The organism is Bacillus sp. CZDM1 (assembly GCF_055502545.1).
Genome location: NZ_JBUESO010000005.1, coordinates 243,460 through 262,603 on the forward strand (window position 1 = coordinate 243,460; position 19,144 = coordinate 262,603).

20 protein-coding genes, 2 pseudogenes and 1 other annotated feature are annotated in these 19,144 nt (G+C 37.8%); of the genes and pseudogenes, 14 read left to right on the forward strand and 8 right to left on the reverse strand.

Translation table 11 applies throughout. From position 1 onward, the window contains the following. Window positions 1-12: 12 nt before the first annotated feature. Entirely contained in the window at window positions 13-1,770 is a 1,758-nt protein-coding gene (locus tag ACY3XC_RS13830; RefSeq protein WP_464869077.1) for a hypothetical protein, read from the forward strand. Further along, entirely contained in the window at window positions 1,754-2,509 is a 756-nt protein-coding gene (locus tag ACY3XC_RS13835) for a hypothetical protein (RefSeq protein WP_464869078.1), read from the forward strand. Before ACY3XC_RS13830 ends, ACY3XC_RS13835 begins: the two co-directional genes overlap by 17 nt. A gap of 111 nt (window positions 2,510-2,620) precedes the next feature. Here the strand turns inward: ACY3XC_RS13835 and metG are convergent, their stop codons facing one another. Further along, window positions 2,621-4,255 (reverse strand): methionine--tRNA ligase, encoded by a 1,635-nt coding sequence (gene metG / locus ACY3XC_RS13840; RefSeq protein ID WP_464869079.1) that lies wholly within the window; start codon window positions 4,253-4,255, stop codon window positions 2,621-2,623. Window positions 4,256-4,316: 61 nt separating this feature from the next. Then, window positions 4,317-4,591, reverse strand: a binding site (T-box leader). Window positions 4,592-4,812: 221 nt separating this feature from the next. On the opposite strand from metG, the pseudogene ACY3XC_RS13845 reads away from it, so the two are divergent. The 5 genes and pseudogenes from ACY3XC_RS13845 to yunB all read left to right on the forward strand — a co-directional run. Then, window positions 4,813-5,154, forward strand: a pseudogene (locus ACY3XC_RS13845) (DUF72 domain-containing protein); the annotation flags it as partial. 17 nt (window positions 5,155-5,171) lie between these two features. Continuing rightward, window positions 5,172-5,993 (forward strand): sulfite exporter TauE/SafE family protein, encoded by an 822-nt coding sequence (locus ACY3XC_RS13850; protein ID WP_464869080.1) that lies wholly within the window; start codon window positions 5,172-5,174, stop codon window positions 5,991-5,993. Between the two features lie 18 nt (window positions 5,994-6,011). Further along, window positions 6,012-7,358 carry a bifunctional metallophosphatase/5'-nucleotidase gene (locus ACY3XC_RS13855; RefSeq protein ID WP_464869081.1) on the forward strand — a complete coding sequence of 449 codons (1,347 nt, stop codon included), beginning with the start codon at window positions 6,012-6,014 and terminating at the stop codon, window positions 7,356-7,358. 59 nt (window positions 7,359-7,417) lie between these two features. Further along, the gene (locus tag ACY3XC_RS13860) at window positions 7,418-7,720 is read left to right on the forward strand and encodes a YunC family protein (RefSeq protein ID WP_464869082.1); all 303 of its coding nucleotides are present in this window, start codon (window positions 7,418-7,420) and stop codon (window positions 7,718-7,720) included. A 92-nt stretch (window positions 7,721-7,812) separates the two neighbouring features. Continuing rightward, the gene (gene yunB / locus ACY3XC_RS13865) at window positions 7,813-8,568 is read left to right on the forward strand and encodes a sporulation protein YunB (protein WP_464869083.1); all 756 of its coding nucleotides are present in this window, start codon (window positions 7,813-7,815) and stop codon (window positions 8,566-8,568) included. A 24-nt stretch (window positions 8,569-8,592) separates the two neighbouring features. Here the strand turns inward: yunB and ACY3XC_RS13870 are convergent, their stop codons facing one another. Continuing rightward, window positions 8,593-9,546, reverse strand: coding sequence for a M23 family metallopeptidase (locus ACY3XC_RS13870; RefSeq protein WP_464869254.1), 954 nt, complete (start codon window positions 9,544-9,546; stop codon window positions 8,593-8,595). A gap of 205 nt (window positions 9,547-9,751) precedes the next feature. Here ACY3XC_RS13870 and lipA point away from each other — a divergent pair, with 205 nt between their 5' ends. Beyond that, complete coding sequence (lipA, locus tag ACY3XC_RS13875) at window positions 9,752-10,669, forward strand: lipoyl synthase (RefSeq protein ID WP_464869084.1); 918 nt, start codon at window positions 9,752-9,754, stop codon at window positions 10,667-10,669. A gap of 239 nt (window positions 10,670-10,908) precedes the next feature. Here the strand turns inward: lipA and ACY3XC_RS13880 are convergent, their stop codons facing one another. Continuing rightward, window positions 10,909-11,547, reverse strand: coding sequence for a YhcN/YlaJ family sporulation lipoprotein (locus ACY3XC_RS13880; protein WP_464869085.1), 639 nt, complete (start codon window positions 11,545-11,547; stop codon window positions 10,909-10,911). 114 nt (window positions 11,548-11,661) lie between these two features. On the opposite strand from ACY3XC_RS13880, the gene ACY3XC_RS13885 reads away from it, so the two are divergent. After that, window positions 11,662-11,937 (forward strand): YutD family protein, encoded by a 276-nt coding sequence (locus ACY3XC_RS13885; RefSeq protein WP_179156419.1) that lies wholly within the window; start codon window positions 11,662-11,664, stop codon window positions 11,935-11,937. Between the two features lie 29 nt (window positions 11,938-11,966). On the opposite strand, the gene ACY3XC_RS13890 is transcribed toward ACY3XC_RS13885, so the two are convergent. Together ACY3XC_RS13890 and ACY3XC_RS13895 are read right to left on the reverse strand one after the other, a co-directional pair. After that, complete coding sequence (locus tag ACY3XC_RS13890) at window positions 11,967-12,251, reverse strand: cytosolic protein (protein ID WP_464869086.1); 285 nt, start codon at window positions 12,249-12,251, stop codon at window positions 11,967-11,969. A gap of 47 nt (window positions 12,252-12,298) precedes the next feature. Beyond that, complete coding sequence (locus ACY3XC_RS13895) at window positions 12,299-12,565, reverse strand: DUF3055 domain-containing protein (protein WP_090761491.1); 267 nt, start codon at window positions 12,563-12,565, stop codon at window positions 12,299-12,301. A gap of 198 nt (window positions 12,566-12,763) precedes the next feature. Between ACY3XC_RS13895 and ACY3XC_RS13900 the strand changes: the two genes are divergently transcribed. The 3 genes from ACY3XC_RS13900 to ACY3XC_RS13910 all read left to right on the forward strand — a co-directional run bounded on the left by ACY3XC_RS13900 (window position 12,764) and on the right by ACY3XC_RS13910 (window position 15,346). Beyond that, complete coding sequence (locus ACY3XC_RS13900) at window positions 12,764-14,050, forward strand: EAL domain-containing protein (protein WP_464869087.1); 1,287 nt, start codon at window positions 12,764-12,766, stop codon at window positions 14,048-14,050. 27 nt (window positions 14,051-14,077) lie between these two features. Beyond that, window positions 14,078-14,512: a DUF86 domain-containing protein gene (locus ACY3XC_RS13905; RefSeq protein WP_464869088.1), complete on the forward strand. Its 435-nt coding sequence runs from the start codon at window positions 14,078-14,080 to the stop codon at window positions 14,510-14,512. Window positions 14,513-14,581: 69 nt separating this feature from the next. Continuing rightward, entirely contained in the window at window positions 14,582-15,346 is a 765-nt protein-coding gene (locus ACY3XC_RS13910) for a TIGR01457 family HAD-type hydrolase (protein WP_464869089.1), read from the forward strand. Window positions 15,347-15,388: 42 nt separating this feature from the next. Here ACY3XC_RS13910 and ACY3XC_RS13915 read toward each other — a convergent pair whose 3' ends face one another. Continuing rightward, the gene (locus ACY3XC_RS13915) at window positions 15,389-15,889 is read right to left on the reverse strand and encodes a phosphatidylglycerophosphatase A family protein (protein ID WP_179156414.1); all 501 of its coding nucleotides are present in this window, start codon (window positions 15,887-15,889) and stop codon (window positions 15,389-15,391) included. Window positions 15,890-16,101: 212 nt separating this feature from the next. Between ACY3XC_RS13915 and yutH the strand changes: the two genes are divergently transcribed. Next, window positions 16,102-17,112, forward strand: a complete 1,011-nt coding sequence (gene yutH, locus ACY3XC_RS13920; RefSeq protein WP_464869090.1) for a spore coat putative kinase YutH — start codon at window positions 16,102-16,104, stop codon at window positions 17,110-17,112. Window positions 17,113-17,153: 41 nt separating this feature from the next. On the opposite strand, the pseudogene ACY3XC_RS13925 reads toward yutH, so the two are convergent. Beyond that, window positions 17,154-17,378 (reverse strand): annotated as a pseudogene (locus ACY3XC_RS13925) (NifU family protein); the annotation flags it as partial. A 166-nt stretch (window positions 17,379-17,544) separates the two neighbouring features. Between ACY3XC_RS13925 and ACY3XC_RS13930 the strand changes: the two are divergent. Further along, on the forward strand, window positions 17,545-17,871 hold the full coding sequence (locus tag ACY3XC_RS13930) for a YuzD family protein (protein ID WP_464869091.1): 327 nt from the start codon (window positions 17,545-17,547) through the stop codon (window positions 17,869-17,871). A 40-nt stretch (window positions 17,872-17,911) separates the two neighbouring features. Here ACY3XC_RS13930 and ACY3XC_RS13935 read toward each other — a convergent pair whose 3' ends face one another. Then, a complete protein-coding gene (locus tag ACY3XC_RS13935; RefSeq protein ID WP_464869092.1) occupies window positions 17,912-18,979 on the reverse strand; it encodes an NAD(P)/FAD-dependent oxidoreductase in 1,068 nt (355 codons plus the stop codon). Between the last annotated feature and the right edge of the window lie 165 nt (window positions 18,980-19,144).

Consider the following 19,144-nt stretch of genomic DNA (forward strand, 5'->3'; position numbering starts at 1 on the left):
GTGAAGGTAAAAATGATTGAAACAACGTTCTTAGAAAAGGTTTTAGATACAATTAATGAGTACAATGAGAGTCATTTTGATTTAGCGGAATCAATTGGAGAGGCAAAACAAATTCTTCAATCGGAGATGGAATCACATGATCTTAGTTTATGTCATTACGAAGAAATGAAATGGTTCCTTGAAGTTCCTTACGAATCCAAGAGAGAAGCTGTTGTGTTTGAGAATATAAAAAATGCCGTTCAATTTAACAAGAGTATCCGTACAAGTCTATTCATTGACATTGTAAAATGTTGGGCAACTACACTTATTGATGAAGGATACAATCCCCAAAGGATTTCTTCAATTGTAAACGAAGGGTTCCTTACCTTTTTAAATATATCTAAAGGGCTTACAAATACTAATTATGACGAGCTTGCCGATGTAATTGTGAATATGTCTGACAGCATGAGAAAAAACTTGTGTATAGCGATGTTGAATTTCTTTGACTATTACAATGAGTTTGATTTTAGCATAGATGAATATATATCACTCATTCATTCAGTCAAGCCGAAGTCAGAAAAAAGCGTGGCAAGGATTATCCCACCCTCAAGGGATATTCTTATCTTCTCGAAAGTATTGGAAGATTACTTTTCAAGCAAACTATCAAAGATAGAATACTTAAAATGGTTTCCGATATGGCTTTGGTGGAACCTAACCAACCTAATCCCTATGAGACCGAGTGAATACTGTAGTATTCAACGGGAATGTCTTTTTGAGAGGAATGGAAAATTCTATATCAAATTGCCGAGGCACAAGATAAAAGCAGTCAACGCAAGACGTATTCAAGTGTTAGATGAAATCAGTATTCCTGAGCATTTGTATCAAGAAATAGCAAAGTATAAATTTGAAACTGACGGCTTGGGTAAGACTGACACCCTTATTTCCTACATGTCCATACCAAAAACCTTCAAAGGGCAGTATTGGTTGCCGACTGAGGGTACGCAGGCAAAGAGACTTAATCCACACAGATTTACTAATAGCATTTTCAGAGAAGAATTGAAATCATTCTATAAACATGTGATGTATGATAAATATAAAGTTACTTTGAATAGGAATCCGTTGGATTCAAATGGACTTACGATTTCACAGCAATTGAAACCTGGGGACACCAGACATATTGCTTTTGTAAATCTTAGTAGGCAGGGATACCACCCTGTAGAAATTGCCCGACTTGGCGGTCATATATCATTAGAAGCACAAAATCATTATTTTGGTCACATTCAAAACTATGTTGATCTTGAGATATTAGAACTGGTTTCAAGCATTGATTTAGAGAGTTTCCGCAATAAAATAGATGCTACAGTTGGACAACAAATCACGACAATTGGAACATCTTTCATTGAGAAGTTTGTTATAAAACCAGCAGGCACTACCGTTAAAATAAAACTTAAAGATGGGTACTGTACAGACTCAATACAGAATTGTATGGTAGAGGACTGTTGGGAATGTGATTCTTGGAGAATATCAAGACAGGAATTATCGGAGAAACAGCATATATTGTCTGTTAAATTAAATGCAAGTAAATCTGAAATAAATGAAGTTGTACAAAGCCTCAAGGCTTTGTATAAGAGTATATATGATAGCGTGACCGATGACTATTATTCTTCCGATAATCCCGAAATGCGGAAAGAATTGATTATAAGGTCTAACCGTATAGATAACGCAATAAGAAGATACGTCAATCTAACAAGCGTTAAAGAAAGGATTGAATTCATTGGAGACGAGGGGTAGGAAGGCTACGGTATATGATGAACAAGTGATAAAAAATATCGTGTTTAAATACATTCAAGAGGAGAAGATTACTGGCTTAATTACTTACTCGGAAATGTATCGCTTTGCCAAAAAACTGTATGAAAACGGAGAAATACCATTTCAGTTAAGTGATGAATTTTGGCGAAGATCAAATCGTCAAGGTAGAAAGATAGTTGATGAAACAAATGAATCCTATAAAGTTACTGTACAAGGAAATAAAACGGAAAATACTGATACTTTTGTAGATACTGAGGAATGTGTCAATAAGTTCTTCTCTGGAAAAACGGTTGATAAAAAGAGGCTCATACAAGCATTAAAACTTAACGAAAAAAAGGCAAAGGAATCAAGTAAGTATCTTGAAAAGATAGAACAGCAGGCAATGGAAATAGAGGTTCAAAAAAACAAGGTCAAGGAACTTCAAAAGTTGGTTGAACAGCAACAAACAATATTATTCTCATGGTTTAATGCGAGTCATAAATCAGACGTTCCTCTAATAAACCTATTGACCACTGGTAAGTCTCGACACCCAATTATTGATTTGTTCTTCGAGACAGCATTTACAAATAAGGAGGAAGGTTTCAAGCGGTTTGAAGACTACAATAAAAATATTGTTCATAGCAATCCTTCTCCAAGTCAAAAGGAACAGAGTAACGTAGTTACACCATTAAGAAAGAGCAGAATAAAACAATTGTCAGAACAACTAAATGCAAAAGACTAAAAATAATATGTGCCTCTTTTGTGAGTAAATAAAATTAAGGGAAACCCAATTTATAATGGTTTCCCAATACTGGTTAAACTAAAGTGCCAATATAAACTTAATCGAATTTATTTAAACCGTTTGTTTGTTTAATTTTTCAAGCTCTTCTTCAATTCTTACTGGATCTATTCGTTCAAACAATGGTTGCACTTTTGACAAATGCTTTGATTTAACGAAAAATGCTCCCCACTTAGTTTCTGTTGTATTTATCATTTCCTTAACCTTTCTGCTTGAAAAAGGCAGGAAAGGAGTTAGTATATGAGCCAAATTGGCAATAAGATATACACAGTCTGCCAAAGTTTGTTTGCATGACTCTGTATCATCATTTATTTGTTTCCAGGGTTGTTGTTCATCAAAATATTTATTCGAGAATCTTACAACATCAAATACCTTTTCTAATCCTTGTTTGAAAGAAGTAGATTCAATACAATTACCTACTTCGCTGTATAAACGGTTAATTTTATCCTGAATATTTGAAGTAATGTTCTTTTCAGGAATAACGCCATCAAATGATTTTTCAATAAATTTTAATGTCCGATTTACGAAGTTTCCATATGCTCCTAATAATTCACTGTTATGGCTATAAATGAATTCTTTCCAAGAAAAATCAGCATCTCGGTTCTCTGGTGCATTAATAGTTAGGAAATAGCGTATGGAATCTGGATCATATCTTTCTAAAATATCTGGAACCCACACAGCCCAATTTTTACTTGTTGATAATTTTTTCTTTTCTAAAGTCAAATACTCATTTGAAACAATATGTGTTGGTAATGCTTCTATTTCAAGACCAGAAAGAATCCCTGCCCATATGATCGAGTGGAATGGTATATTATCCTTTCCATGAACGTAATAAGATATAGAGGAAGAATTCCAGAAAGGTAAATCATCATTTTTTGTGTCCTTTGCCCATAGCTTACTTGCTGTGTAGTAACCTGAAACCGCTTCAATCCAAACGTAGATTTTCTTATCCTCATATCCAGTAACTGGAACATTTACTCCAATAGATAAATCCCTTGAAACTGCTCTATCTTGTAAACCTTCCTTTAAGTAACGTTTGGTAAGGGAAATTGCATTTTGACGCCAAAGATTGTTATGTTCTGCTTCTTGAGTATATTTTTCCAAAATAGATTGGAAAGAACTTAAAGAAAAGTAAAAATGCTCTGTATACCTTGTGGTTGGTGGATGACCGCAAATTCTGCATTTTCTATCAAGCAATTCAAGTGGTTCTAAAACAGTTGAACAGTAATCACATTGATCCCCACGTGCATTTTCACCGCAATTAGGACATATACCTTCTACATAACGGTCAGGCAAAAATTGCTTATCATGTTCGCAATACGTTTGTTCAATTTCTTTTTTATAAATCAATCCTTTTTCGAGTAACTCTAAAAATATCGCTTGAACAATTTTATGATGATGTATAGTATCCGTTTTTGTATAGGTATCATAAGTGAACCCCAACCTCGAAAAACAATCCACAAATTCCTGGTGATAACGGTCAGCAATCTCTTTTGGAGAAACACCTTCTTGTTTCGCTCTTATTGTAATTGGTGTTCCATTACAATCGCTTCCTGATACATATAAAACCTTTTCTCCTTTTAGACGATAATATCTCGCAAGAATATCCCCAGGTAACAAACTTGAAATATGACCTAAATGTAGTGAGCCGTTTGCATAAGCCCAAGCTCCTCCGATAAATATACTCATAACTGATAGCCTCCTAATATAAGTTATTTAAAAACAAAAAAACCCCGTCTTAACTGTAATAGTTAAGGACGAGGTTTGAATTTCCACGTGATACCACCTTATTTCGCAAATGGCTCACACCATTTGCCTCAGCAAGTACGGAGTAAATAATATTACCCTTATACTGTGACTTTGATAACGAGTGCCAAAACTCGTCGTATCCTACTAATACAAAAAGTATGTTCAGTACGAAGCTCTGAGACCATTGTTCAAATGAGCGTTTTTGCTTCTTTTCAGCTACCGAAGCTCTCTGTGAAAAAACATAATCATTTTACTTTTTCTCTTCATTGCCTTTATTTGATAATTAATGATAGTTTATTCAATAATTTTAATGAAGTCAATATGTAAGTTGAATTGTTTGTAAATAACTTATTTTGAATAAATATTCGTTTGTAGCCATTATTTTTTAGATATTTTCCCCTTTTTGATTTATTTTACACAATAACTATTTGGTTGAAATGAGTCCAATAAGTGGTATTATTGCAATAAAGTAATTTCACACAATTGTTTAGCAAATCCTTTGTGATGAACCACAATCAGGTGAGGGCTCCATACCAGCGATAGTAGAGGCTATCGATCCAGAAAACCTTCTCATTCGATTTCACGGACGAAACGTTCATGGCTGGCAAAAACGTCAGGATACAGATTGGCGTGAAGTCAGGTACCTCTATCGCTACAATCAACAAGAACTTCAAGAATGGGCAGACATAATCCTGAGACTATCCATGGAATCGCAAAACGTTTATGTTCTATTTAACAACAATTCCGGTGGAGATGCGGCAGATAACGCAAAAGAAATGATTACCCTTTTAGATATAAAATATGAGGACCTTGCTCCTAGACAATTAGATTTATTTTAAAATAAAGGAGAAAGATGATGGAATGGATTGTTTTAATACTAATAGGAATTGCGGGTAGTTCCTTAGGGAGCTTAATTGGATTAGGCGGAGGTATCGTCATTGTTCCTTCCTTACTCTTTTTAGGCTCTCTATCTGCATTTGGTTATATCTCACCTCAGACAGCTGTGGGTACCTCACTTTTCACCATGATTTTTACCGGGCTTTCTTCCACGTTAGCTTATATGAAACATAAAACGGTAGACTATAAAAGCGGGTTAATCTTTCTGATTGGCAGTGGACCAGGCAGTATTCTAGGCGCATGGGTTACGGAGATTTTAAACTTAAAATCATTCAATTTATTTTTTGGCATTTTTATTCTCTTTGTTTCGTGTATTCTATTATTAAAAGATAAACTAAAACCGATTCCCTACCGGAGAGATAAGGGGATTCTCAGGAGTTTTACGGATAATTCAGGAAAAGTCTTTGAGTATGGCTTTAACCCTGTGATGGGAGTCGCTATTGCATTTATTGTTGGATTTTTATCAGGAATTCTAGGTGTAGGCGGCGGGTCCTTAATGGTTCCAACCATGATTCTGCTTTTCTTCTTTCCGCCCCATGTCGCAACAGCTACATCCATGTTTATGATCTTACCAACATCCATTCTTAGCTCCATTACTCATATCACGCTTGGAAATGTGGACTGGCTGCTTGCTTTGGCTTTAGTTCCAGGGGCATGGATTGGTGCAAAGGTTGGCGTTTATTTAAACATCAAACTTAAAAGCAAAACAATTGTAGTATTATTACGAACCATCTTAATCATCGTTGGCATACGATTAATTTATCAAGGAATTATTGGATAAAAAGGAAGCGAAACATCCATGGAAATGATCCATATTTATCATACAAATGATCTTCACAGCCATTTAAAACGATGGCCGCGAATTCAGCATTTTTTAAATAACCGAAGAACACATCATGTAGAAAATGGGGAAGATTTTTATCTTTTTGACATTGGTGACTTTATTGACCGCTGGCACCCGCTTTCAGAGGGGACCGAAGGACAGGGGAATATTGAGCTGTTAAATGAGAGTGGCTATAGTGCTGTTACTATTGGGAACAATGAAGGAATCAATTTTCCTTATGAAGTGCTTAATCATCTGTATGATAAAAGTGAATTTGATGTTGTCGTGGCTAATCTCTATGACAAGAGTGGTCAGCATCCAGCATGGCTGAAACCATATAAAATTTATCAGACAAAACAGGGAACACGGATTGGTGTAATCGGCCTAACTGCCTATTTTTCGCTCCTTTATGATCTGTTAGGCTGGCACTTGACTGAGCCGCTTGAGGAGTTGGGAAAGTGGATACAACTATTAACGGATCAATCTGATGTCATCATTCTGCTCTCTCATCTTGGCCTTACCCATGATGAAAGAATTGCTATGAAATATCCAGAAATAGATGTCATTCTTGGCGGGCATACCCACCACACACTCCCTGAAGGAAAACATGTTGGGCAGACTCTGCTTGCGGGAGCTGGCAAGCATGGCAGATTTGTCGGCCATGTAACGCTTCAGATAGCTGATAAAAAGATTTGTAGCAAACATGCGAAATTATATAACGTAATGGAGCTCCCTGCTATACAAGATGAGAAAGCAATTTCTAAGGAGATTTACCGAAAAGGGAAGAAGCTGTTAAATCAAAAAATTACTAACCTTCCTAAGGAATACATTCATGATCCCTTTCAAGCTACTGAGCTGTCTCAGATTTTATGCCAAGCGTTAAGGGAATGGTGCAAGGCGGATTGTGCCTTTGTTAACGCGGGTCTTATATTGGGTCCATTATCTGGGAAGGTAACCTCCTATGATTTGCTGTCGATTTGTCCTCATCCGATCAATCCCTGTAAAATTCAACTTACAGGCAGGGAATTAAAAGAAGTAATAAATGAAACAAAGTCTGATGACTGGGCCAAGCGGCAAGTTACAGGGCTTGGCTTTAGAGGGACAGTAATGGGGGCCAGTGTTTACGATCGGATTACTTTTAAAGAAAACCATATAATTTATATAAATGGCAATGAACTGGATCTAGAAAAGACCTACTCTCTTGCGATTCCAGATATGTTTACCTTTGGACATTTTTTTAAAAACGTTTTTCCAAATAAAGAAAAAGAATACTTCCTTCCTGAGTTTTTGCGAGATTTATTAAAATGGAAATTGCAGTCCTAGTTGTTACACGCTTTTTCTTTCGCTTTCATAAGTTGATAGTGAGGAAAGGAGTGTGTAAATTGATTGAGCTATCACCGGTAGAGATTAATGGTCACACGTTCTTGGCTGTTACTGTCTTACTACCAAAAACAACACTGCTCACTGTAAGCAATGATAAGGGATACATTATGTGCGGTGCCTTAGATGTCGGTTTGTTAAACGCAAGGCTTAAGGACCGAAAAATCATTGCCGCAAGAGCAGTTGGAGTAAAAACCATTGAACAGCTCCTTAATGCACCAATGGAGTCAGTAACAACCGAGGCAGAAAACTTAGGAATAACAAAAGGAATGCTTGGGAAAGATGCCTTGTTAAAAATGGTTTAGAAAGCTTGCACAAGTTGTGCAGGCTTTTTAATAATTTTATAGGCTAGTTCCCCTTTTATAAGCATACATATAGCATGGAAGGGGGGATTTTTTTGGCGAAGTTTCGTGTTCGTGCCCGGAAACGAGGACCGTTACCTTTCAGATATGTCATGCTCCTATCTTTTGTTTTTTTTCTTTTGTCTACTGCATTTGGAATATGGCTGGTTAACAAAGGTATTGAGCCTTCCTTAATGAGATATGCGGAATCAAAAACGAATCAAATTGCCTCGCAGGTAATAAATAAAGCCATTAATAAAAAAACCGTCGAGGTAGGGGATGTCATTGCAGTAGAGCAGGGAGAAAATGGTGCGCAGCCGAGCGCTAGTTTAAATACCGAAGTGATAAACCAAAAGCTATCTGAAATCACAAATGAGATACAGAAAAACTTAAATGCGGCAGAGAAAGGGGATCTCGCCTCCTTAGAGCAATTAACAGACGTTGATATTGAGGTTAATGAGAAAAGAGAGGATGGGATTGTATGGAATGTCCCATTAGGGCAGGCAACCAACATGGCTTTGTTAGGAAACTTAGGACCAAAAATACCCGTTCGGTTTCATGCCATCGGAGAGGTGCGTCCTGATGTGAAAATCGACCCAAAACCAATGGGAATTAATAATACTTGGATTGATGTTGCAATTCACTTAGAGGTATCCGTACAAATCATAACCCCTTTTGCAACAGAAATCACTAAACTTGAGCAGAAGATTCCAGTTGGAGGCAGATTGATACAGGGTGAGGTACCGCAATTTTATAATAATGGCGGCAGTGGAATTACACCATCTATTCAAATACCGCAGCCAGAAAATTAAAAGGACTGTCGTTGACAGTCCTTATTACTTTTTATTTTTTAATGCCTGTCTTTCCTGCTGTTTCCACAATCCTAAATGTGGTGTGGGGTCAAAGGACCATTCAGTATAGCCATTATCTTTGTACATCCCATAATGTAAATGGGGAGGGAATTTACCTGATGTCCCAGGAGGTCCATACCCAGAACTGCCGACACCGCCGATTAACGTTCCCGGTTCCACGATTTGGCCTACTTTTAGATCTTTAGCAAAACCACTTAGATGAGCAAAATAATGATACGTATTATTTATATCACGAATGCCAACTCTCCAGCCGCCGAACTTATTCCAACCTTTCATTTCTACGATGCCATAGTTTGTAGCTCGGACAGGAACACCATAGCCTGCAAATATGTCAGTACCCTCATGAACCCTTCTGCCGCCCCAGCCCCGGGCATCACCCCAGGTACTGCGATAACTGTGATTACTTCGTAATGGCAGCGGAAATACATGTTTATCTAATTCTAACCGGCCGAAATGCCGGTACACTTTCGCCTTGTCAGCAATAATGCCAACTGTCTTATCACGATGATAATAATTCCATAACCCGATTTTTATATTATCATGATCTGTTCCATACGATTGAAGATAATTGGCAAAAGAATATAGGACATCTTCATCGCTCTTTAAACTGGCTTTACCATCTCCATCCCCGTCCACACCCATACCACTAAAAAACTGGATAATTGAGGGGTTTTCTTCGGCAGGATTTGGATTGGTTGGGCCAGCCCATTTCTCTGGAGTAAAATATATTCCAATCACACTTTCCGCTTTAGGTAAGTCCTTACGTACCGCACGGATATTCCTTTCGTATTGATCAATAGCCGCTAAGTAATACCATGGAATTTGTGTGATGGTTTCCACCTTTTTGTATAGCTTCATTCTTTCCTGATACTCATCAGGACCTTTAGCATGAGCATCCCTGGGAGATATGCTGCTCATTAATAAGAGGAAAGTTCCAATTATCAGAAATGCCCGCACAGGAATCCTCCTTCCGATTATTGTACATCTTTAGTTTATGATTTCTAGGCTATTTCATAATGGTCAATAATTGGAAATAAAGGTTAACAGAGTTGGTCTGCTTGTTGTTGTTACAAAAAGTATGGTAAAGTGACATGGAGCAAACTCATTTATAGGGGTGGAAATAGTGAGCAAAAATGCAGAATACCTAAGGAAACCGGAATGGTTGAAAATAAAATTAAATACGAATGAACACTATACAGGCTTGAAAAAGATGATGCGTGAAAAAAACTTACATACGGTTTGTGAAGAAGCGCGATGCCCTAATATTCACGAATGCTGGGCTGAAAGAAGAACGGCTACCTTTATGATTCTTGGTGATACCTGTACACGTGCATGCCGTTTCTGTGCCGTTAAAACAGGATTACCGACAGAATTAGATTTGCAAGAGCCAGAACGTGTAGCAGACTCCGTTCAATTAATGAACTTAAAGCATGTCGTGGTGACTGCGGTAGCACGAGACGATTTAAAGGATGGCGGTGCAGCTGTATTTGCGGAAACTGTTAGAGCCATTAGAAGAAAAAACCCATTTACAAGCATTGAAGTTCTTCCATCAGATATGGGTGGCAAGGAAGAAAATTTAGCTCTGTTAATGGACGCAAAACCTGATATTTTAAATCATAATATTGAAACAGTGAGAAGATTAACACCGAGAGTTCGGGCAAGAGCAAAATATGAACGCTCGCTTGAATTTTTACGCAGAGCGAAAGAAATGCAGCCAACCATTCCTACAAAATCCAGCCTAATGGTAGGCCTAGGTGAAACAAAAGAAGAAATTATCGAGGTCATGGATGACCTAAGAGCAAATAATGTAGATATTATGACCATTGGACAGTACCTGCAGCCATCAAAAAGTCATCTGAAGGTTGAAAAATATTATCGTCCAGAGGAATTTGCAGAGTTACGTGAAATTGCTCTCACAAAAGGGTTCAGTCACTGTGAAGCTGGGCCGTTAGTTCGTTCATCCTACCATGCAGACGAGCAAGTGAATGCAGCAGCAAAGCACAAGCAGTTACTAGGTGAATCAGAAGCCAAAGAAGCATAAATAAATATTAGGCTGTGTTAGAGGATACTGTTGATTTTTAGAACCTGTTGATTGGAGCGGAAGGGCGCTTGACTCCTGCGGGATGAACGAGCTGAGTGAGACACCGCAGGAGCGAAGCTGCGAGGAGGCTCACGGGTGAGCCCGCGGAAAGCATAGCGCCCTGGAGCGGAAATCAACAGCCTAGTTTAACACAGCCAAATATAAAAAAGAGTTCAGTCTATCGGCTGAACTCTCATTTTTTATCTATTTTTCGTATTCATTACATCATCTTTCGTTGCTCCATTTTCATCTTCATTATCACTCATTCGACTTCCTTGTGGTGATTTCTTCATTTCTTTCACTAAACCATGAACCAAATTTCTTGCATTTCTACTTGTAGAGTCCAAATTAGCGAGATTTTCCACATCGCGCATTAAATTTGTATTGTCCGAAACATAAACATGGTAATATCTTGGGACCACAGACATGGCTGTTCTTTTTACCTGGTCAGCAGTCTGGTAACGGTCCTTAGAATTTGTACTATAGGAAACAAGAACTTCCTGATCGGTTACAAGAGTAGCCACATCATTTACATTTGGAATATCTGTACTAAGCTGGCTAATAATATTTGCTACTTGTTCACGGTCAATGGCGGAATAGTGTTCGGTTCCACCACGGTCACCCTGGATAGGACTCTTTTGATGACGAACAAAGCCATAATTATCGCTCACATTCCGAACGCCTTGGCCTCCGCCTTCATTGTACAGTTCTTCTCTTTTATTATTGACATTTATGGTATCTCCGCTTTCTTCATACACATCGCGATTAGCCATATCCTTTGAGCAGCCAGCTGCTGTCAGGAGTATACAAAAACCAATTATTATCGACCATTTTTTCACTTTAAGCACCTCCTTTTTATAGAATAGCCAAATAACTGATTTTTTTTCTTAGTAATTGATGGTGAATCGGTTATAATGAAAGAAAGATTTACTGGTAAAATTTGAGGTGATAACATGTTCAATATCAACGGCTCCACCTATGAAATCGTGCAGGAACACAGAGATGCCTTTAATGAGGAAGCCATAAAGGCGAGATATAGTGATATATTATCAAGATATGATTATATTGTCGGGGATTGGGGATATGGGCAGCTCCGGCTAAAGGGCTTTTTTGAAGATCAGAATCAAAAAGCTACCTTTGATACCAAAATTAGTACATTAAGTGAATATTTGTATGAATACTGTAATTTTGGCTGTGCCTACTTTGTCTTAAAAAAAGTGAAAAAATAAAAAGGCTCGCCATTTGGCGAGCTTCTTTATTATTCATTATAAGGTGGCTGTTTATCTGTTTCAGGATCATCATGTGTAGGATGAGCCCCGTCCATTTGCCGTGGAATATTTTGATGAAACGTTTTATCCTCGTAATTGAAGTTGCTATAAAAACGCTGTCCTTCTTGCCAGGGAGTACTTTTATTTTCAACAGGCTTGTCTTTGCCTATTGGTGAACCAAAAGGACCTTCAGGAAATTCCTCTGCAGTTAAGAAATTCTTCTGTTTTTCCACATTAGAAAGATCAAAATAGCTTCTTGCTTTTTTCTTGTCCATGCTTAATCACTCCTTTTTATTATTATGTAAAAAGGAGTAATAAAAAATTAAAGTAATTCTAACAAAAAGGAACGTAATTCTTCTGCGTCCTCTTCATTTAATTGAAAAGCGTATTCTAAATACCCTTCCTCTTTTAAGTCATCCTCACCAATAATCGCAAACCGATTCCCTTGAATATCGAGGACAAGATGTTTTCCAAAATGGCGATCGGTTTTAACAATCGCCAAATCAAAGCGTTGGTTGTCGCCGACAAAGCTGACAAACCGGGTTTTTGTATCCTCTGTATCATCGTATAAGAAAAAACGTTCTTTCATGGACTGTTCTCCTTTAGTTAATTTCTCCAACCTCTATATATTACCAAATAATGAGCCTGGGAGGGAACTTTGGGGTTAATAGAACATTGTTAAAAATTTACTAAAGGAAAACCGGATTCTGTCAAATTGTGTTACAATATACTTAAAATTGTCGATATGCTGCTTTTGAGAGGGATGGAATCCATGGACTGTCTTTACATGAAAAAAGTAAAGAGTGTAATGCAATGGGGAAAGATTTTATTACCTCTTTCGTCTATACGCTATTATCCTCCTCAATTTACATTGCGCAATCCTTTACTAGAAGGGGTTAGTAACGCTTTTCGTGCTGGGCATGAGGTAGCGGTAATTGTTTTCAAATTAAGAAATCAAATGGAATTACTGGAACAAACTGAAGTCCAGCAGCAGTCCAAATTAATAAAAACGATGAAGAAACTTTTTCAAATCGTGGTGGAACAAGAGGTTAACCCAAAGGATGTAATTACCCTTCATGATTATTATGGCGAAGGTATCACGCTATTAATTACCGTAGATCATGATCGCCATTCGATTTCTAATATTGACCTTATGATGAAAAAGATAACAGAAGAAGTTGCACAAAGGTTCGTTAAACTTTATCCTTCTGTGTATCCCTCTTTTGAAGAAGGATATATGTTTGTCGATAAACATGACTATTCTATCGAGGATTCCATATTAAGGGCACACAGGCAAGCCATCGGCATGGCTGAGAAGCGGGAAATGCTGGAGATTAATGAAATGCTGTTAGCCATTAACAAAATTATTACCAAAAAGAATATTACCTTATTTGCACAGCCCATTATCGATGTGGCGACAAGTGAAATACGGGCATGGGAATTGCTTACTCGAGGACCAAAAGGGACTGTTTTGGAGGCTCCGTTACAGCTTTTTTCTGTTGCAAGACAAACCGGCCGTCTGTACGAGTTAGAAATGATTGTGTTGGAAAAAGTGCTTCAACAAGTAAAAGCATCCCGCTGCCGCCAAGATATTTTTGTAAATTGTACTCCCTTAACTCTCGGGAATATTAGATTTACCAGTGATTTAAAAAAGTTGTTACAGAAATATAAAGGCATATCACCGAAACAAATTACCTTTGAAGTGACTGAACGGGATTCAATCGAGGGTTTGAAAAACTTTGCCTTTAATATTAATGTTTTACGATTAATGGGTTTTAAGATTGCAGTGGATGACACTGGAGCAGGCTATTCCAGCCTAAATACAATTACTGAACTTATGCCTGACATAATCAAGATTGATCGTTCTGTGATTGAGAACATAGATAAAAACTCGGTCAAAGAGTCAATGTTAAAAGGCTTACTCCTTGTCGCCAGGGAGGCTGGCTCATTAGTTGTGGCGGAGGGTATTGAAAACCAAGAAGAAGCTTCCGTATTAACTAGAAATAAGGTTGACTTAGCGCAGGGTAATTTTTACGCGAGGCCAGCGAGATTTTTTGAGGAAATTGCAACTTAAGTGAATATAATTGAGGAAGTGGATATCATGTATTTTGTAGACCGTGATAAGTTAGAGACAACATTGGTTTTTTTAGAAAAGCAAATCAGTCTATTTTCTAGTCAGGATCAATGGTCAACACAGATAGAAAAAGCTGCATTAGAACGGATTACACATCTCATGATTGAGTCGGTTTTAGATGTGGGTAACGCGGTGATAGATGGGTTTATTATGAGAGACCCTGGCAGTTATGAAGATATTATTGAAATATTAATCGACGAAAAGGTTGTAAGTTCTGAAACAGGTAATAGCTTAAAAATTCTAATTCAGTATCGGAAAGTTCTCGTCCAGCTGTATACGGAGATAAACCATAGTGAACTTCAGAATCAGTTCTCCTTACATCTTAAAACGTTAGCTGTATTTCCAAAGAATGTCCGTGACTACCTGCAGAATGAACTTGGCCCAGTATCAGCATTTAATTAAACATTAGCCTATGACCGCGTTTGCGGTCCTTTTTATTTATGGCTATGATACAGATAGGAGTGATTTCACATGAAAAAGTATAAAGGCTATTTAATTGATCTTGATGGAACGATGTATAAGGGGGCAGAAAAAATTGAGGCGGCAGGAGATTTTGTGAAAAAATTAAGGGAAAAGGATATTCCTTATTTATTCGTAACCAATAATTCATCACGGACCCCGGCTCAAGTTGCTGCAAAGTTAAGGGACTTTGATATTCCTGCCGAGGAGGAGCTTGTCTTTACCACAAGTCAGGCAACAGCAAATTACATCTATGACCAAAAGAAAGACGCATCGGTTTATGTAATTGGAGAAGAAGGTATTCGTACGGCCTTGGAGGATAAAAACTTTACCTTTGCTGGTGAGAATGCGGAATATGTTGTGATTGGGATAGATCGTGAAATTAGTTACGAAAAATTAACACTTGCATGCCTGGCTGTCCGCAATGGCGCGAAATTTATCTCAACAAATGGGGATATAGCGATACCAACCGAGAGAGGCTTAGTCCCTGGGAATGGGTCTCTCACTTCAGTAATTGCCGTTTCAACGCAGACCAGCCCGATTTTTATAGGCAAACCTGAATCGATTATTATGGAGCAGGCTCTAAAGGTTTTGGGAACATCAAAAAACGAAACCTTAATGGTAGGCGATTATTATGATACCGATATTTTAGCGGGGATGAATGCGGGACTTGATACGCTCTTAGTCCACACAGGTGTCACAACGAAGGAATTACTAGCTGGATATGACCGAAAACCAACCTATGCGATTGATTCATTGGATCAATGGGAGCCGTAAGAAAAGGATGGATAGATTTCCATCCTTTTCTTTTTGGTTTTTTTATTCCACATGCGCTGCGCGGTGAGCCAATCGGCTTGAGGCGGCAGCCGCGATTGCACCGATGATGTCATCAAGAAACGTGTGACATTCACCAGTTGATTTATCATTTAAACGGGCTAATATACCAGGCTTTTGTTTATCGATATAGCCATAATTCGTAAAGCCGATGGATCCATACACATTAACGATGGACAATGCTAGTATTTCATCCACGCCATATAGACTTTCATCCGTTTTAATAATCGATTGAATTGGTTCTTCCAGCATGTTTTTTTCGGCTAGCATATCGAGCTGGATTCCCGTAATGATAGCATTTTGGACCTCTCGTTTAGAAATAACGCGCTCGACATTTGCAATACAGTCTTCCATTTTTAAATTTTCGTGGTATTTTTCCTGTAAAAAAAAGACTAAATCCGCAATATCCTGAATTTCTACGCCTCTTTCTTTAATCCATCTTCGTGCGGTTTCCTCTGTTAAATCCATTTTTTTATTTTCTGCCATCCATTTATCACCTTTTCCTTGGAATTTTCACTATTCTTAATTCATAACATATGCAAGCTGATTTGAAAAGGAACGAATGATTCATCACACACCCTTCTAACAGATTTCTCCTATAACGTTTTTCTTATACTTTTATTACGTAAGAAGACAACAAGTTTTCTGGGCTACTACATATATATGACATAAGAGCAGAAAAGAGAAGAGGTGGAAGCGTGCTTCAAAAATTACTTGAAAATAAATATGGTATTCAAGTAGATGAATACGTAAAGCTTGATTCCTATGATGCATTGAGAAGTAATGGCTGGCTATATTTAGTTGCCAAATCTGACGGAAGAGAGGCTGAAGATATTGATGAACTTGAGAAAATTGCAGAACATTTAAGAAAAAATGGAGATTCCCATGTTCCAGCCTTTTTACAATCTAGTGAGGGAGGATTCATTACCACCTGGGAGGACCATCAATATTGTGTGCTTGCAAATCGACAAACTGAAAAACAGGTAAAAGTAAAACTAGGAAGAAAGTTAGCTAAATTTCATGAACGCGGAAAAACAGTGCCATTTAAAATCGAGAGGACTAGCCGAATTGGGCAGTGGAAACAATTATGGGAAAAGCGGCTGGACCAAATTGAAAAAGTATGGAGCGAGCTTCTGTATCAAACACCCGAGGATGAGTTTGAACGAATGTTTATTGATTCATTTCCCTATTATATTGGATTAACGGAAAATGCTATCCAGTATTTGGTGGATACTGAGCTTGACGATGAACCAAAGGAATCCGATAGTGGAACCGTATGCCATGAACGTTTTTCAAATGGCTCTTGGGGAGCTAATTATTACATTAAAGACCCATTTGATTGGGTTTTTGATCATCGCAGCCGTGACTTAGCAGAATGGACGAGAGAGCGATATTTCAGAAATACGCAAACCTACGAAATGGATGTGAGACAGTTTTTTGTTGATTATCAAAGTATGGCCCCTTTAACCTCCTTTTCTTGGCGGTTATTATTCTCACGCTTATTATTCCCGCTGCATTACTTTGAGTGCATTGAAAATTACTATATCACTCGATCAGAGCAGGAAAAGAAATTTCTTGAAGAACAGTTAAGTAAGATGTTAAAACAATCAACAGAATATGAGCGTTTTCTAGGCAACTTTTATCATACTGTAGGAGCACCTTTAAAACCATTAAATATTCCTCTATTAGATTGGCTAACCATGAGATAATAAAAAAGCGATTGCTAGGGCAGCAATCGCTCTTTTTGTTATTAAAATACTTGTTCTACTTCAACAACGCCAGGAACTTCTTCTAAAAGTGCTCTTTCAATTCCTGCTTTTAGGGTAATGGTTGAGCTCGGACAGCTTCCGCATGCACCTAGTAAACGAAGTTTCACAATACCATCCTCAACATCAACTAATTCGCAATCTCCTCCATCACGAAGAAGAAATGGACGTAATTTATCTAATACTTCCTGAACCTGCTCAAACATTTCTTGTACTTGTTCTGCCATACTTATCGTCTCCTTCCTCCTTATATTATAATGTCATTGAAGGGAAAAATCCATTCTCATGAAATGGGAATTCGCACATTTACAACCATATTTTTATGTTTACTAGTTTAAATGGTGTAAAATAGAAGAAAAAGCAAGGATGGATGGAATGACAAATACTACAGTTGAAATTATCCTCTATGGTGCCGAACAATTATGCCCGAGCTGTGTGAATTTACCCTCCTCAAAGGAAACATTCGAATGGCTAGAGGCTGCTATTGCAAGAAAGTTCCCAGAGCAGCCATTCAAGATGACATATGTTGACATTTATCAACCACCTACTGACAGTGAAAAAGAAAACTTTGCCAAACGAGTCATTGAAGAAGATATGTTTTATCCTGTTGTAGTAATTAAAGATAAAATTGTCGGTGAAGGCAACCCGCGGCTAAAAACAATTTTTAATGAGTTGGAAAAATACGGGTACAAAGAAATATAAAAGAAGCATTCCAGATCATGCTGGAATGCTTTTTTTTATATCAACCGTTATGGTACTTATAGAGCCAGAGGATTCCGGATTTTAACAGACGAGCAACTCGTCCAGTTATCGCTCTGTCTGCCATCATTCCAAAGCCATGTTTCTTACCGAGAGAACCTAGAACACCTTTTAATTTAATCGTTGGGAATTCTGTTGGAGGCTCCTCACCATTCCAGCTCTTTTTCAACACTTCGACGATTTGCTCTGCTTGTCCCTCTGCTAATTGAGCACTTGGGGCATGAGGGAGACTTGCACAATCTCCTAAAATAAAGACGTTCTCATCATTCGGTAAATGATGACGAGGAGTAATAATGAGCCTGCCTGAACGGTCCATCTCTTCCCCTAATTCACGAACAACCTGATTCGCCTGGATACCAGCTGTCCAAACAATCACATCACATGGAATTGGCTCATCATGGTTGTAAAGTAAATTTTCCTCCACTTTTGTGATATTAGAGTTGTTGATAATTTCAACATTATTTTTATGAAACCAATTTTCTACATATTTACTTAAGCGGTCAGGAAAGGCAGGAAGAATGTGCTTACCACGATCAAATAGTTTAATTTTTAAATCGTCACGACTTTCACTCAATTCACTGGCAAGCTCCACACCGCTAAGCCCTGCACCAACGATACCAACAACAGACCCTGGTCCTAAATTGTTTAGTACGGAATAGGTCATACGGGATTTTTCAATGCTTTGAATGCTGTAGGTATATTGATCTGCACCTGGTACACCATGATACTTGTCCTCACAGCCTAGACCAATGATTAAGTCGTCATAGCTGATGGGCTCGGAATCTTTAATCAGAACCTTTTTATTATCTTTTTCAATTCCTGTAACTTCTCCATATTTAATCTCTAATTGAGGGTGTTCTGGAAAAGAAACACGCAGCTCCTTATCGGATACAGTTCCTGCCGCCAAGGCATAATATTCCGTTTTCAAACAATGGTATGGAACACGGTCGACAAGTGTAATTCTTACATCCTCAGGTAAATTATTTGGAAGAAGTTCACTCAATATCTTCATTCCGCCGTATCCGCCACCGAGAATTACAAGGTTTTTCATTTTTTATTTCCCCTTTGTGTACACCAGTAATCATAATCTATATTTTGGTAAAAATATGAGACCTAGCAAGCTAGGTTAAGATAAAAATAATTGTAATACAGCCTTTAAATCCATTAAGAGTATATCTGAAATATGACAAAATAACAACACATATAACAATTTTAT

Coding starts and splice junctions, on each gene's coding strand:
- ACY3XC_RS13885 (WP_179156419.1), top strand. CDS start 11,662: ATGTTCAATATCAACGGCTCCACCTATGAAATCGTGCAGGAACACAGA.
- ACY3XC_RS13900 (WP_464869087.1), top strand. CDS start 12,764: ATGAAAAAAGTAAAGAGTGTAATGCAATGGGGAAAGATTTTATTACCT.
- ACY3XC_RS13850 (WP_464869080.1), top strand. CDS start 5,172: ATGGAATGGATTGTTTTAATACTAATAGGAATTGCGGGTAGTTCCTTA.
- ACY3XC_RS13915 (WP_179156414.1), bottom strand. CDS start 15,889: ATGGCAGAAAATAAAAAAATGGATTTAACAGAGGAAACCGCACGAAGA.
- ACY3XC_RS13930 (WP_464869091.1), top strand. CDS start 17,545: ATGACAAATACTACAGTTGAAATTATCCTCTATGGTGCCGAACAATTA.
- metG (WP_464869079.1), bottom strand. CDS start 4,255: ATGAGTATATTTATCGGAGGAGCTTGGGCTTATGCAAACGGCTCACTA.
- ACY3XC_RS13870 (WP_464869254.1), bottom strand. CDS start 9,546: ATGAGCAGCATATCTCCCAGGGATGCTCATGCTAAAGGTCCTGATGAG.
- ACY3XC_RS13905 (WP_464869088.1), top strand. CDS start 14,078: ATGTATTTTGTAGACCGTGATAAGTTAGAGACAACATTGGTTTTTTTA.
- ACY3XC_RS13935 (WP_464869092.1), bottom strand. CDS start 18,979: ATGAAAAACCTTGTAATTCTCGGTGGCGGATACGGCGGAATGAAGATA.
- ACY3XC_RS13855 (WP_464869081.1), top strand. CDS start 6,012: ATGGAAATGATCCATATTTATCATACAAATGATCTTCACAGCCATTTA.
- ACY3XC_RS13895 (WP_090761491.1), bottom strand. CDS start 12,565: ATGAAAGAACGTTTTTTCTTATACGATGATACAGAGGATACAAAAACC.
- ACY3XC_RS13910 (WP_464869089.1), top strand. CDS start 14,582: ATGAAAAAGTATAAAGGCTATTTAATTGATCTTGATGGAACGATGTAT.
- ACY3XC_RS13890 (WP_464869086.1), bottom strand. CDS start 12,251: ATGGACAAGAAAAAAGCAAGAAGCTATTTTGATCTTTCTAATGTGGAA.
- ACY3XC_RS13830 (WP_464869077.1), top strand. CDS start 13: ATGATTGAAACAACGTTCTTAGAAAAGGTTTTAGATACAATTAATGAG.